At 64.6% G+C, this 14995-nt stretch carries 9 protein-coding genes; 6 read left to right on the top strand and 3 right to left on the bottom strand.

Annotation, left to right across the window (positions count from 1 at the left end):
- Nucleotides 1-21: 21 nt before the first annotated feature.
- Nucleotides 22-1680 carry a hypothetical protein gene (locus tag ACZZ0O_RS04750; protein ID WP_463592360.1) on the bottom strand — a complete coding sequence of 553 codons (1659 nt, stop codon included), beginning with the start codon at nt 1678-1680 and terminating at the stop codon, nt 22-24.
- 264 nt (nt 1681-1944) lie between these two features.
- On the opposite strand from ACZZ0O_RS04750, the gene ACZZ0O_RS04745 reads away from it, so the two are divergent.
- From ACZZ0O_RS04745 to ACZZ0O_RS04735, 3 genes are read left to right on the top strand one after another with little or no spacing between them, the layout of a single operon-like run.
- Nucleotides 1945-2373, top strand: a complete 429-nt coding sequence (locus tag ACZZ0O_RS04745; RefSeq protein ID WP_463592359.1) for a hypothetical protein — start codon at nt 1945-1947, stop codon at nt 2371-2373.
- A gap of 10 nt (nt 2374-2383) precedes the next feature.
- A complete protein-coding gene (locus ACZZ0O_RS04740) occupies nt 2384-2833 on the top strand; it encodes a 3-dehydroquinate dehydratase (RefSeq protein WP_463592358.1) in 450 nt (149 codons plus the stop codon).
- The gene (locus tag ACZZ0O_RS04735) at nt 2814-3041 is read left to right on the top strand and encodes a hypothetical protein (protein WP_055846715.1); all 228 of its coding nucleotides are present in this window, start codon (nt 2814-2816) and stop codon (nt 3039-3041) included. The genes ACZZ0O_RS04740 and ACZZ0O_RS04735 overlap by 20 nt, the downstream gene beginning before the upstream one ends.
- Nucleotides 3042-3520: 479 nt before the next feature.
- Here ACZZ0O_RS04735 and ACZZ0O_RS04730 read toward each other — a convergent pair whose 3' ends face one another.
- Entirely contained in the window at nt 3521-5251 is a 1731-nt protein-coding gene (locus ACZZ0O_RS04730; protein ID WP_463592357.1) for an outer membrane protein assembly factor BamB family protein, read from the bottom strand.
- Between the two features lie 868 nt (nt 5252-6119).
- Nucleotides 6120-6704, bottom strand: coding sequence for a gluconokinase (locus tag ACZZ0O_RS04725; protein ID WP_463592548.1), 585 nt, complete (start codon nt 6702-6704; stop codon nt 6120-6122).
- A gap of 157 nt (nt 6705-6861) precedes the next feature.
- Here ACZZ0O_RS04725 and ACZZ0O_RS04720 point away from each other — a divergent pair, with 157 nt between their 5' ends.
- The 3 genes from ACZZ0O_RS04720 (at nt 6862) to ACZZ0O_RS04710 (ending at nt 14683) form a co-directional block, all read left to right on the top strand.
- Nucleotides 6862-8244 carry an MFS transporter gene (locus ACZZ0O_RS04720; RefSeq protein WP_463592356.1) on the top strand — a complete coding sequence of 461 codons (1383 nt, stop codon included), beginning with the start codon at nt 6862-6864 and terminating at the stop codon, nt 8242-8244.
- 2 nt (nt 8245-8246) lie between these two features.
- Entirely contained in the window at nt 8247-10646 is a 2400-nt protein-coding gene (locus ACZZ0O_RS04715; RefSeq protein WP_463592355.1) for a GH36-type glycosyl hydrolase domain-containing protein, read from the top strand.
- 587 nt (nt 10647-11233) lie between these two features.
- Nucleotides 11234-14683, top strand: coding sequence for a NahK/ErcS family hybrid sensor histidine kinase/response regulator (locus ACZZ0O_RS04710; RefSeq protein ID WP_463592354.1), 3450 nt, complete (start codon nt 11234-11236; stop codon nt 14681-14683).
- Nucleotides 14684-14995 lie beyond the last annotated feature (312 nt).

Genomic DNA, 14995 nt, shown 5'->3' with positions numbered 1-14995 from the left:
TGTCTCTTCAGTGCAGAAAATTTATTGGTGCCCATGCAGGCGACGATGCTGCGCATCCTGGATCAGCGAGACCACCCAGAGCAGTAGCGCGAAAATCGTGCCAGGCCAGGCACCCGCCTGCGATACCAGCAAGACCGGCGTGCCGAGGCCCACAAACGTGAGCATGGGCATGATCGCCGATCGTGAATCGGCCTCCATGCGTCCTGTGAGGCGGAAAACGGCGATATACGCAAGCGCTGCGCTGCAGGCGGCTCCCCAACCGCCGGTGCGCATGACTGCCAGGATGACGATGCTGGCTGTCGGTATCGCCCAGCGGTGCGCAATGCGCTTGCCCTTGCTCGAGAGGATGGTACGTGCCTGCCAGCGCGCCGCCATCTGAACCAGCACCAGCGCACTCCAGATCGCCAGACTCGCCCCGAGAGCGCTAAAAATCCAGGACGCAGCGGCGATACCGGCAATCGGAAGCATCAAGGTCGCCCCGGTGGCGAGCAAGGCGGCGACGACCAGTCCGCGTCCAAGATCGACCGCCAGCTGCCAGCCATGAGGGCGCCGCGGGTCGCCCAGCTGCCTCCAGAAACGAACGTGTCGTGGCTGTAGCGCTGCGGGCAAACCGCAGGGGAACCATTGATTGACGATGCCGCAGAAGCGGTACAGCCAAATCGGCCGCATCGGCAGCAAGGCAGACAGGAAGCACTCCCACCGAGAGGGTGGCCCGACCACGCGTGCTCTGAGCGCTTCGGCCCATTGTGGCGTCATCCTCTGCCAGTGTGCCGCTTCCAGTTCTTGGGCCAGAACGGCCGCATCGCCGCCAGGCGCCAGTGCAGCGAGTCGCCGCCGACTGCGCTCCTGCACCTGTGCCGACTTGCGCACATCGTGCAGCCAAGCGCGATCTTCTCGATCGTGGTCTAACTGGCTCCAACACAGAGTCTTCGATAGCGTGTCGATGGCGTCCAGTGGCAGCGACGTCTGTCGTTGGCGCAATGCACGCAAGACGTAAGTACCGAGCGTGGCGCGTTCGTCGTCGGGTAGCACGGTGACCCGCTGCGTCATCCACTGGGCCAGGAGATCCGGCGACTTCCCAAGTACGATAGCCATCACGCGGCCGGTCCAGAGCGCATAACGCAAATCGCTGTCTGGGTCATCGGAGAAAGAGGCGACCAAGGTGTCGAAGACTGCGTCGGACAGGGTCACGCCATCGTGTGCTAGCCGGTTGGCGATGTCGTAGCCAATGCGTGGGCGCAATTCCAGCGACCAGAGTTCGGGCAGGGCGCGCAACCAGGCGCTGAAGTCTGCTGCGGGCATGGAGTGGGTCGCAGCGAGGATGCGCGTGGCGACTTCCTGCACATAGGCATCGTCCTGCCACTGTGTCAGTTCGGCTTCCAGCAACGGCTGCTGCACGAATTCAGCATGCACGCGGCGGCGGCTGATGTGTGCTTCTTCGTTGATCGAAACTGCCTGCTGTTTCGGTGCCATTGGCGTGCCGGCGTCGATGTCCGCGACCGTCGCTGCGGCGTCCAGCCACGGTGTTGCCTCTAACCACGCCAATGCGGCCTGATATGTTTCGTGCAGTTGCTGGAATGCAACCGGATCATCATCCGGGCGAGTGGTTTTCAGGCGTGCGGCGTATGCGCGCTTGATCGCGCGCGCATCGGCATCCGCTGAGAGACCCAGCGCTTCCATTGCCCAGCTCATCGTTGCAACCCTGCAACCCCGATGGGGTGATCGCGTTCCATCCTGACCTGCTCCCGGCTCCAATCACGCGTTATCGACCGATGGCGGCCAAACTTTATGTCGCTGTCCTACGGGACGGATGAGGTGTGAATAGAACGGTAAGTACAGCCATTACTCAATCTTTATGCCTGCACGCCAGGGCGCGAATAGTCCCTTTACGCCCGACAGATCTACCTTGGCACTCCCGCACAATGGTGCGTTGAGCCAAACACAATGTGTATCCTGATTTTGCAAGGTCCCCAGGTTGATCCGGCGCAAGCGTTGCCGGTCATGTCGCCCGAGTGTGGTGGGCGTGCGCTGCGGACGGTGGCGTGCGCCGATGTCGATAGCTTGATTGCGAGCTTGCAATTGGCCGGTGGTGATGCGGAGGTGGAGCTGGTGCTGCTGGACTCGGGCGATCTGCCGTTGTCCGAGCGCAGTTGTGCCAGGGCCTTGCGTGCAGCGGTGGATGCGCTGCCGACGCCGTACATCGAGCTGCATGCCGATGCGGCGCAGGAGCTGGAGCCGTGGCTGCATCCGCAGCATGCGCCGTTGGCTGTTGTGATTGCGCCGCACGATGCGCCGCGTGCGTATGCGATGTCGTTGTGCATTGCTGCGCGCTGTCTGCCCTCGTTGCACGCGCCGTTGCGCGTGGCTGCCTGAGGACGCCGGCATGTCGATCATGATCGTGCGTGGGCCGGATGCGGTATCACCGCGGGTGCGTGGGCCGCAGCCATTGCCGCGGGCCGTGATCCGGCAGCTAGTGCAATGTGCCGGCGATGCAGGCAAGACGGTGGCGTTGCGCGCCTGCGTGTCGGAGCAGGAGTTGCTGGATGCGTTGCGCGTGGCCGGGCAGGCGCGGATGGAAATTGCATTGATCGATCCGGGCAGTTGCGTGGACAGCGTGCGCCTGCATCGGGTGCTGGCGGCGTTGCGCTATCCCTATGTGGAAACGCACGACGACAGTACGGACCGGCCGGAGCGCTGCCTGCCGGCAGGTCTGGGCGAGTGCTTGGCGACGGTGCGCGGTTACTGCGCGCAGAGCTATCTGCTGGGGCTGGAAATCGCGTTGGAACATCTGGGCTGCACGGAGATTCAGGGCGATGTCCACGTCGGGACCTGAGCAGCGCCAGCTGCATTACTTCGCCGACTACGAAGGCTATTGCGATGGTCGGCCGGTGTTGTGGGGACAGCTCGCGCACAGCGTGGAGGTGTCTGCCGATGGCGTGCTGGATGCCGCCGAACTGGTGTGTGCGTTGCGCCGTCGTGCGGCAGAAGCGCATGGGCTGGAAGCGGGGCAGATCCGTCTCTGTCAGGTCACGCGGCTGTAGCGGCGTGACCTGTGCCTTTGGTGTAGCGCGCTGCTCGCGCGTGTTGCGGTCGATCAAGAACGCGTCGCTTCTTCCCCTGCGCCGCAACGAGACGGTGTCGGAGACGGCACACCCATCGCTGCACCCGCACGCACTGGTCTTACGCACGCTACCCATGATGCACCACCGGTCGGCGACGCTGTTCTGCGATCACGCGACGGCACCGAATGCAGAGCATCGCTTGGCGCCGTCTCCATACTCGATCAGCAACAGCCAACAGCCAGCAGCCAGCAGCCAGCAGCCAACAGCAACAGCAAATAGCAACAGCAAACAGCAAACAGCAACGGCAAACAGCAACGGCAAACAGCAAACACGCACACGCCAATCAACGCACCGCGCTACGCTATCGACCAGCCCCACACACAACGACGCCACCCGAAGGTGGCGTCGTTGTTTTGCTTTCACTGCGCATCACGCAACGCAGAGCACGTGCTAGCCGATTACTTGGCCGCTCCGCTCTCCGGCACGAACTTGATCAGCTGATTGCTGGTCGCGGCGGTGCCGAAGTTGAAGCGGCCGTAGCCGGCGCCCCAGTACAGCGCACCATTGACCACGGCCGGCGAGCTGAGCACCGAGCCGGTGGCGTCGTAGTTCCACAGCGTGGCGCCAGTGTCGGTGTCGAGGGCGACCATGTTGCCGGCCATCGAACCGGCGTACAGCAGGTTCGGCGACACCGTCAGCGAGCCCTGGCCGCCTGCCGGTACGGTCGGGTTGACGCTGTTGATACCCGGCACCTTGACCTGCCACTTGATCTTGCCGGTAGCCGCATCCAGCGCCGCCCACGAGCCGCCGTTATGGCTGACGGTGTTGTCCGGTCCCAGGGTGTAGGTGGTGTTGTTGTTGTTGTTGATGGCCACATAGATCTGCGACTTGTACGGGTCGAACGCGGTGCCCCACTCGACGCCGCCGGTGGTGCCGCCGGGGCCGACCTGGGTCGACCATACCTTGGCACCGGTCTTGGCGTTGAAGGCCCAGTAGATACCGCTCTTCTGCCCGGCACCGACTAACTGCTGCGGCTTGCCGTCGCGCCACACGGTGAACAGGTTGACGCCAGCGCCGCCGAAATCGTAATCGGGGCCGGTCAGGTTGGTGGCTTGCGTATTCGGGCACAGGCCGTTGGTGGGCGCGATGATGCACGACAGGTTCCAGGCATCGTAGCCCTGTGCACGATTGGCCCAGGCCAGCTTGCCTGTGTCCAGATTCAGCGCGATCACCGAGTCGACATAGTTATCCGGTGCCATGCAGTTCAGCTCGTCCTGCACGGTGAGGTCGCTGCCCAGATAGGAGCGTGCATTGGAGACGCAATTGCCCACGCCCTCGGGGATGTTGTAGTTGTTGCCGGTACCGAAATACAGACGCTTGCTGATCGGGTCGATCGCCACCTGGCCCCACACCGAGGCGCCGGTGTAACCCTCGGGCACGTTGTAGAACTGCCACAGCTTCTTGCCGGTGTTCAGATCCAGCGCCACGACGCTGCCGCGGAAGCTGAAGGTGTGGTTGGGCGCCAGATTGCCCCAGTCGCCCGAGGAGATGCCGACGTAGATGCGGTTGCCGTAGATCACCGGCGAGGAGGTGATGCGCGCCTGCGGGTTGGCTTCGGCGGTGGTCTTCCACAACAGCTTGCCGGTCTTCTTGTCGATCGCCATCACGGTGCCGGCAGCCTGGTCGCCAACGATGATGCTCTTGGCGGTGATGGCCGGGGTATTGCGCGTCACCGAGGCGGCGTTGCCGGTGTAGTCGGACAGCTTGGCCTGCCAGTTCGGCTTGCCGGTCTGGGTGTCGACGCTATACAGGGTGCCGCCCCAGTCGGGCACGTAGAGGGTGCCGCCTTCGACGCTCGGCGTTGCCGAGATGTCGCCGGTGGTGGTCAGGGTCCAGGCCGGCTTGAGGCCTTTGACGGTGGTGCGATTGATCTTCCACTCACCCGGCGCGAAGCGCGCGTTGAAGTAACCGCCACCGGCGGTGGTCCAGCTGGTGGGGCTCGCGAACGGGAGGTTGCTGCCGAAGGCGCTCCACACCTGGCCGGAGCGCGCGAAGGCCTGGGTGTCCAGCGCAGACACCGGCTGTTGTGCGGTGGCGGAGCCGGGCTGGGCGAAAGCCACTGCGCTGGCGAGCAGGCAGGGAATGAGCGTCAAACTGCGTAACCGCAAGCGGCGATTGGAGTTGGTCATCACGGCATGTCCATTAATGGAAGGAAGCGCTGGATCCCCCCGGATCTGCGTGGTGAAGATCGCCGATTGCGGTGCCCGTGCAACACGCGTACGCCGTTGCATTCACGCAACGGTCGGGTCCGTCTGCATCTGGTAATACCAAGTCGAAAATTTTGCGTTCAGCATGTGCGTTAATCGCACAAATAGTGATGATTCATCACTATTTCGCTCCAGTACGATAGAAAAAATGATTCAACGCTGCAGCAGCGAATTCGTCAGTAATTCATGGGTTTGCAAAAGGTAACCAGGAAATTTTGCGCCACCTTGTACGGTGGGTCGCCGTCGGATGAGGCGCTGCCCGCGCCCCCCAGCGCGGCGCGTCACTGACTCTCGATGGGCGAGCCAACCAATCAGCTACACGACGACAAAGCCCCTCTCCCCGTGGGAGAGGGGGTGGGGTGAGGGTATGAAGCGAAGCCCTGATGTATCCCAACCGCGCGGGGCTTTGGGCGCACGGGCATACGGCGCTTCGCGCCACTTTCTTCCGATGGGGAAGGAACGATCAAAAGCCCCTCTCCCCGCGGGAGAGGGGTTGGGGTGAGGGTACGCGGCGTAGCCCTGATGTATCCCACCCGAGCGGTGCTTTGCGCGCACCGGCATACGGCGCTTCTCGCCACCTTCTTCCGATGGGGAAGGAACGATCAAAAGCCCCTCTCCCCGCGGGAGAGGGGTTGGGGTGAGGGTACGAAGCGAAGCCCTGATGTATCCCAACCGCGCGTGGCTTTGCCCGCACCGGCATCCTGCGCTTCGCGCCACCTTCTCCCGATGGCAGAAGGAACGATCGAGCGCACGCTCAATACTGTGCTTGGCCAGCGGTGAGCTCGGCGCGTTACGCGCGTTGAGGCGCGTCCGCGGCTGTGTGCACTGCAGCAGACGCGCTCAGCGCCAACTGCGCGATCGCATTGCGCACCACTTCCGGCACGGTCGCGTCCACATCGACCGACACCACATCTGCCTCGTCCAACGGCAGCTCCAGCGTCTGCAGCTGGCTGTCGAGCAGGCTGGGCGGCATGAAGTGGCCGGCGCGTGCGCTCAGGCGTGCGGCAATCACATGCGGCGCCGCATGCAGGAACACAAAGCGCATCTGCACGCCGCTGCCGCGCAGCAATTGGCGGTGCGTGCCGCGCAATCCGGAAAATGCCAGCACCACCGATTCGCCGGCATGCACGCAGTCGCGCAAGGTGGCGGCCAGCAGCTCCACCCACGGCAGACGCATGGCATCTGTCAGCGGTTGGCCGGCTGCCATCTGCGCGCGTGCAGCCACGCTGTGATAGTCGTCGGCATCCAGAAAGCGGAAGCGGTAATGCGCGGCGAGCGCCTGCGCGATGGTGGTCTTGCCGCTGCCCGAGACGCCCATCACAACGATGGCCATGGGCGAAGCGGACGCGGGCGTGGCAGGTACGGCGGTGTCCATCACGTCAGGTTATATCTCCGGATCGATTCGGCATTTGAGCCGATTTCACGTTGGCGGCAGCCGATGCGTGGTGTAGCGTCGGCGCTCCTTGCCAGGTGAGCGGGCACCCAGCGTAACGGCGTGCCCGGCCGGGTACAACGCATCCGAAGGTCTGTCGATGACGTCAACACCCGCACCGTCTCCTGCACCGGCGCGCCTGCGCTGGCGCGAAAAGCTGGGCTACGGCGCCGGCGATCTGGGCCTGAATCTGTATTGGGCCAACATCTCGGCGTTTCTGCTGATCTTCTACACCGACACCATGCATCTGCCGGCCGCAGCGGTGGGTACGATGATCCTGTTGACCAAGATCGCCGATGCGATTGCCGACCCGGCAATGGGCGCCATCGCCGACCGCACCCGCAGCCGATGGGGCAAGTTCCGCCCGTATCTGTTGTGGGGCGCAATACCAATGGCGCTGACCGGCATGCTTGCCTACACCACGCCGGACCTGGATCAGAACGGGCGCATGGTGTGGGCCACGGTGACCTTCCTGGTGATGATGCTGGCCTACACCGTGGTGAGCATTCCGTACTCGGCCTTGTCGGGCGTGATCACCGCCGACAGCCAGCAGCGTACCGGGCTGATCAGCCTGCGTTTCATCGGTGCGTTTGCAGGCACCACGTTGGTCAATTACTTCACGATGGATCTGGTGCGCTGGTTCGGCGGCGGCAACGATGCGCTGGGCTGGCAGCGCACGATGATGCTGTACGGCATAGTGGCGCTGGTGTTGTTTGTCACCGTGGCATTGACCACGCGCGAGCGCGTGCAACCGCCCCCGCAACAACGCACACCGATCCGGCGCGACATCGCCGATCTGCTGCAGAACAAACCGTGGTGCGTGTTGTTCGTGCTGTCGTTGATCATCATGATCACGATCACCATGCGCGGTGGTGCAGGCGTGTACTACCTCAAGTACTACGTGCAACGCCCGGATCTGGTCGGCTTGTTCCTGGGCAGCTATTCGGTGGCCTTGGGCGTAGGTGCAGCCATCACCCCATTGCTGACGCGGCATTGGGACAAGCGCCAGCTGATGTGCGGGCTGATGGTGATCGTCGGTTTGTTGAGTTGTGCGATGTTCTTCGTGCCTGCCGATGCGGTATGGGCGATCTTCGGGTTGAACATGTTGATCGGCCTGGCACTGGGGCCGAAGTCGCCGCTGGCGTTTTCGATGTATGCCGACAGCGCCGACTACACCGAATGGCGCACCGGTCGGCGCGCGACGGCGATGACGTTTGCGGCGGCGACGTTTTCGCAAAAGCTTGGCGGCGCACTGGCCTCGGCCGGCATCGCGTGGGTGCTGGCCGGGATGGGCTATGTGGCCAACAGTGCGCAGTCCACCGGGTCGTTGACCGGCATCGTGCTGTTGCTGACTGTGATCCCTGGGGTGGTCGCGCTGCTGGCTGCCTGGACCATGCGTTTCTATCCGCTGGACGACGGCTTGCTGAGCCAGATCCAGCACGAACTGGCCGCGCGCAAGCGCGACGAACCGGAGCACCCCTGATCGTGTCTGCAACGCCCACCGCTGCGTCCGACCCACTGTCCACCTTGATGGCGCCCAGCGCCGATGGCATGCGCTACGCGCTCTACAGCCCGACCGCCATGCCCAATGCCGGCGGCTTTTTGTGGAACCGCTGCATGATGTTGCAGCTCACCTGCCGCGGCTATGCCACCGGCCAGTTCATGCAGCCAGAGCCATCCAAGTACGCGCACGCACCGATGCTGGAAGCGCGCAATTTCATGATGCCCGAGCAGCCGTATTACGCGCATCACCCCGGGCGTTTTTTCTACCTCAAGGACGAAGACAGCGGCGCGCTGTATTCGGTGCCGCACGAGCCGGTGCGCGCGCAGCCGCAGGCCTTCGAATTCTCTGCCGGCAAGCACGATGTACGTTGGCGCGTGCAGCATGACGACATCGTGGTGGAGCTGTGCGTGGCTTTGCCCACCGATGATGCGGTGGAACTGTGGGAATGCCGTGTGCATAACGCCTCCGGGCGCGCGCGGAGGCTGAGCCTGTACGTGTATTTCCCGGTCGGTTACATGTCGTGGATGCATCAATCCGGCGGCTACGAGCCTGCGCTGGGTGGCATCGTCTGCCGCAGCGTGGCGCCGTACCAGAAAGTGGACGATTACTTTCGTCAGCGCGATTTCAAGGACTGCACCTTCCTGCTGTACGAGCAAGCGCCGGTGGCGTGGGAGGCGCAGCAACTGGCGTTCGAAGGCGAGGGTGGGTTGCATGCGCCTTCTGCCATCCAGGCCGAGCAGCTGGGCAACAGCGAGGCGCATTACGAAACCCCGGCCGCCGCGCTGCAATATCGCCTGCGGCTGGAGCCAGATGCGGCCAGCGTGTATCGCTTTGCATTCGGGCCGGCCAAGGACGATGCAGAAATCGCCGCGCTGCGCGCGCGCTATCTGTCGCAGGAAGGCTTTGCCGAGGCGGCACGCGCCTATGCGCAGTATCTGCAGGCCGGCCATGGTTGCATGCAGATCGCCACGCCCGATGCGGCGCTGGATAACCTGGTCAATCATTGGTTGCCGCGGCAGGTGTTCTATCACGGCGATGTCAACCGCCTGACCACCGATCCGCAGACGCGCAACTATCTGCAAGACCACATGGGCATGGCCTATCTGCAGCCGGCGACCGCGCGTGCGGCGTTGCTGCATGCCTTGTCGCAGCAGGAACCCAGCGGCGCGATGCCGGACGGCATCTTGCTGGTGGAAGGCGCCGAGCTGAAATACATCAACCAGGTGCCGCATACCGACCATTGCGTGTGGTTGCCGATCTTCCTGAGTGCGTATCTGGCCGAAACCAACGATGCCAGCGTGCTGGAGGCGGTGGTGCGCACGCACGATGGCCAGGCGCTGAGCGTGGCCGAGCGATTGGATGCGGCGATGCAGTGGTTGCTGGACGCACGTGACGCGCGTGGCCTGAGTTTCATCGCCCAGGGCGATTGGAACGACCCAATGAACATGGTCGGCTGGCGCGGCAAGGGCGTCTCCGGCTGGCTCACCGTGGCGACTGCGTATGCGCTGCGGCTGTGGTCGGACATCTGCGCCGCGCATGGACGCACCGCGCAGGCCCAGACATTCGGCCAGGCAGTGGGCACGGTAAACGCCGACGCAAACCGTGAGTTGTGGGATGGCAACTGGTATGCGCGCGGCATCACCGACGACGGTGTGCGCTTCGGCATTGCCGACGATGTGGAAGGGCGTATCTATCTCAATCCGCAGAGTTTTGCGCTGTTGGCCGGCACCGCCGATGCGCAGCAACGCACGGCACTGCTGGAGGCCGTGCGCGAACAGCTGCACACGCCGTATGGCCCGGTGATGCTGGCACCGGCCTATACCCACATGCGCGACGACGTGGGGCGCCTTACCCAGAAATGGCCGGGTGCGGCGGAGAACGGTGCGGTCTACAACCACGCGGTGGCGTTCTATCTGTACAGCCTGTACCAGATTGGTGAGGCCGACCGCGCCTGGGAGATCCTGCGCGCGATGCTGCCGGGCCCGACCCGCGAAGACGTGCTGCAGCGCGGTCATCTGCCGGTGTCGCTGCCCAACTACTACCGTGGCGCGTGGCATCAGTACCCGCGCACCGCAGGGCGATCGAGCCAGTTGTTCAACACCGGCACGGTGGCGTGGGTGTATCGCTGCGTGCTGGAGGGTTTGTTTGGCCTGGTCGGCGAGGGCGACGCGTTGGCGATCCGCCCGCAGCTGCCGTCGCACTGGCTCAATGCGCAGGTGACGCGGCAATTTCGTGGCGCGCAGTTCGAGGTCGTGTTGACGCGCGAGGCGGGTCGTCGCGACAACGAGGTGCTGGTGGATGGCGAGCTCTGCCCGGATCAACGGGTTCACAACATCGTGGCCGGCCGCACGTATCAGGTGCGCGTGCGTCTGCCGGGCTGAGGGGTGGCTGCGGCTTGCTTAGCCAGCGGCCCTCACCCGCCCTTCGGGCACCCTCTCCCCCAGGGGAGAGAGGGGAGGTTGCCGGCAGTTTTTAGGTTGTCGTTGCTAGAGCTAGAGCTAGAGCTGGAGCTGGAGCTGGAGCTGGAGCTAGATCCAAAGCCAAAGCCAAAGCCAAAGCTAACGCTCAAAGCCAGATCCAGGATCTAGAAGCCGTAAGCCGTAAGCCGTAAGCCGTAAGCGGTAAGCGGTAAGCGGTAAGCGGTAAGCCCAAAACCCAAAACCCAAAACCCAAAACCAACAGCCAACAGCCAACAGCCAACAGCCAACAGCCAGAAGCCAACAGCCAACAGCCAACAGCCAGTAAAGCCAGCAGCCGGCCTTCCGTTATCATCCGCTACGCCTCCTTCCCCCGCCTGCGGGGGAAGGTGCCCGAAGGGCGGATGGGGGCAGCCACGTCATCCCCACCTTCTCCAGCCGTCCACGCGCAGCCCCGCTGCCCAATCCGCCGCCGGCAGCATCCCGTCGCCCACGCGCTGTTCCCCACTGCGTAAACTCCCAGGCTCGCATCGCGCCGCCTAGGACACCCATTGGTCTCGAGCTGGATATTGCTGCTGGTCTCGCTGGGTTACGCCGCGCTGCTGTTCGGGGTGGCGTGGTGGGGCGATCGTCGGCCGATGTATCCGGAGCGGCCGTGGCTGCGGCCGGCGGTCTACAGCCTGGCGCTGGCGGTGTACTGCTCGTCGTGGACGTTCTACGGCGCGGTGGGCTCGGCGGTGCGCAACGGTATCGGCTATCTCCCGATCTACCTCGGCCCGTTGCTGTTGCTGCTGTTCGGCTGGCGCATCATCGAGCGGCTGGCGCTGATCGCACGCTCCGAAAACACCGTGTCCATCGCCGATTTCATTTCCTCGCGCTACGGCCGCTCGCGGCGGCTGGCCGCGTTGGTTGCGGTGATCGCGCTGGTCGGCATCGTCCCGTATCTGGCGCTGCAGTACAAAGCGGTGGCGATGAGCCTGGAGGTGCTGACCGGGCATAGCAGCGCCGGGCGCGGCATCTTTGCCGATCCGGCCTTGTATGTGGCGCTGCTGATGGCGTTGTTCGCCACCTTGTTCGGCACCCGCCAGGTGGATGCCACCGAACACCATCACGGCATGATGCTGGCCATCGCGCTGGAGTCGGTGATCAAGCTGATCGCCATCGTGGCGGTGGGGCTGTTTGCGTGGATGTGGCTGAGCGATCACCAACTGCACATCGCCGATTCGGCGCGCACCCTGTTCGAGCACACGCCGTCGGTGGGATTCATCTCGCAGACGCTGCTGAGTTTTCTGGCGGTGATCTGCCTACCGCGGCAATTCCATGTGGCGGTGGTCGAATGCAGTGATGTCGGCGATATCCGGCGCGCGCGCTGGTTGTTCGGGGCGTACCTGGTGATCATTTCGGCGATGGTGGTGCCGATCGCCTCGGCCGGCATCGCGTTGTTCGGCAAGGGCAGCGCGGTGGTGGACGATGCGGTGGTGCTGGCCTTGCCGCTGAGCCAGGGCAACACGGTGCTGGCGCTGGTGGCCTACGTGGGCGGGTTTTCGGCCGCCACCGGCATGGTGATCGTGGCCAGCATCGCCTTGGCCACCATGGTCAGCAACGACCTGGTGATGCCGGTGCTGCTACGCCGCCGCGGCAGCGCGGATGCGCGTGCAGCGGTGGCTTCGCGCGTGCTGTGGATCCGCCGCGTGGCCATCCTGCTGCTGGCGCTGGTGGCCTATGGCTATCACCGCAGCGTGGCCAACGACACCACGCTGGCGGCCTACGGATTGATGGCGTTTGCGGCGGTGGCGCAGTTTGCGCCGGGCGTGATCGGCGGGCTGTATTGGCGCGGGGCCAGCCGCAAGGGCGTGGAAACCGGCATGGTGCTCGGCTTCATGACCTGGATCTACACGCTGTTGCTGCCGGCCGCCACGCGTGCGGGCTGGCTGCAGCCGGAGTGGTTGGTGGATGGGCCGTTCGGTATCGGCTGGCTTCAGCCGCAGCAGTTGTTCGGCATGCGCGGCTGGGACCCGCTGGCGCATGGCACGTTCTGGTCGCTGCTGATCAACGTCGGCGCGATGATGCTGGTGTCGGCACGCTGGCGCCCGGGCGTGGACGAGCGGCTGCGTGCAGCACCGTTTCTGGACCCGTATGCGCAGCGTCCGGCGGTGGCCGGCGACTGGCCCGGGCATGTGCGCGTGGCCGACCTGCAGGCGCTGGCCGAGCGCGTGGTGGGCGAGCGGCACGCGCATCGCGCCTTTGTCGACCAGGCGGTGCTGCTGGAGCGCGAGCTGCAACCGACCGTGGTGGCCGATCGCGCCTGGGTGCAGTTCACCGAGCGCTTGCTGGCGGCCTCCATCGGCGCTGCGTCGGCGCGGCTGGTGCTGACCAGCTTGTTGCGCGGCTCGGGCATGGAACTGGGCGAAGTGGTGGCGGTGCTGGACGAGGCCGGCCAGGAACTGCGCTTCAATCGCGAGATCCTGTCCACCACGCTGGAAAACATCAGCGCCGCGGTCAGCGTGGTCGACCCGGAGATGCGCCTGACCGCATGGAATCGGCGTTATCAGCAGTTGTTTGGTTATCCGGATGGCATGTTGTATGTCGGCCGCCCGGTTGCCGATCTGATCCGCTACAACGCCGAACGCGGCGAGCTGGGCGAAGGCGATATCGAAGACCAGATCGATCGCCGCATCCGCCACATGCGTGCCGGCTCGCCGCATGTGTTCGAGCGCACCCGCAGCGACGGCAAGGTGATCGAAATGCGCGGCCAGGCGCTGCCCGGCGGTGGCTATGTCACCAGCTACAACGACATCACCGACTACAAACGCGCCGAGCGCGCGCTGCTGGATGCCAACGAAAACCTGGAGCAACGTGTGGCCGATCGCTCGCGCGAAGCCGAGCTGGCGCAGCAGTCCAAAACCCGCTTTCTGGCGGCGATCAGCCACGACGTGTTGCAGCCGCTCAATGCCGCGCGGCTGTTCGCCTCCGCATTGCGCGAGAGCCATCAGAACAACGAAGAACAACGCCATCTGGCCGAGCGTGTGGATGCGTCGTTGCGTGCGGCCGAAGAATTGCTCGACGGTCTGCTCGACGTGTCGCGTCTGGATGCCGGCGGGCTGCGCCCCACGGTCGAAGACTTCGATGCCAGCGCATTGATGCACGAGCTGGCCGCGCAATACGCGCCGGTGGCATCCAGCCGCGGCCTGCGCCTGCAGGTGCATAGCCGGCCGATCTGGGTGCGCAGCGACCGCCGCCTGCTGCGCCGGGTGATGCAGAACTTTCTGGCCAATGCGCTGCGCTACACGCGCCAGGGCCGTATCGTGCTGGGCATGCGCGGGCGCGGCGAACAGGTGGAACTGCAGGTGTGGGACACCGGTCCCGGCATTCCCGAGCACCACATGCGGCAGATCTTTGAAGAGTTTCGCCGCTATCAGCAGCCCTTCGATTGGGGCGAGCAGGGCTTGGGATTGGGGTTGTCGATCTGCCAACGCATCTCGCGTCTGCTCGATCACGATCTGAGTGCGCGCAGCCAGGTCGGCCGCGGCAGCATGTTCTCGATCCTGTTGCCGCGCGTGGCGCCGGTGCCGGTGGCGCCGCTGGTGCCGGTGCCGGCCACGCGCGCCTTGCCCAGCGGCGATTCGCTGGCCGGATTGCGCGTGCTGTGCGTGGATAACGACCGCGAGATTCTCGATGGCATGCGCGCGTTGCTCGGCCGCTGGCAGGTGGAGGTGATCACTGCCAGCACCGTGGATCAGGCGCTGGACTGTGCGCGCGAGCAACCGGATGTGATGTTGGTGGACTATCACCTGCACGACCGTCTGGATGGACTGGACACGCTGGATGCGGTGCAGGCCGCCGCGACTGCGCCGATCGCTGGCGCGCTACTGACTGCCGACGGTCGCGACGAACTCAAACAACTTGCACGTGCGCGCGGCTATCGCTTGCTCACCAAACCGGTAAAGCCCGCCTCACTGCGTGCCTTCTTGAGCGCGCTCCACGATGCGAAAAAGCGCTGACGGGGCTGCAGCGTAGGAGCGTGCCTGCGCGCGACTGGGCATTGCCGATAACGCCCCGTCGCGCGCAGGCACGCTCCTACGAAGCACTTGCAATGAGGATGGCGCTTGCGCTGGCTGCGATGAAGGCAAGCAAGTTGCGCATCAATGCGGCTACCGCTTGCTCACCAAACCGGTAAAACCCGCGTCACTGCGTGCATTCTTGAGCGCGCTCCACGACGCGAAAAAGCGCTGACGGGTAGCCACCCGAATGCAGCGTAGGAGCGTGCCTGCGCGCGACTGGGCATTGCCGATAACGCCCCGTCGCGCGCAGGC

This window comes from Xanthomonas sp. AC360, from assembly GCF_979258225.1.
The sequence above is the reverse complement of the archived record's forward strand: the minus strand, read 5'-3'. Positions and strand labels throughout refer to the sequence as shown.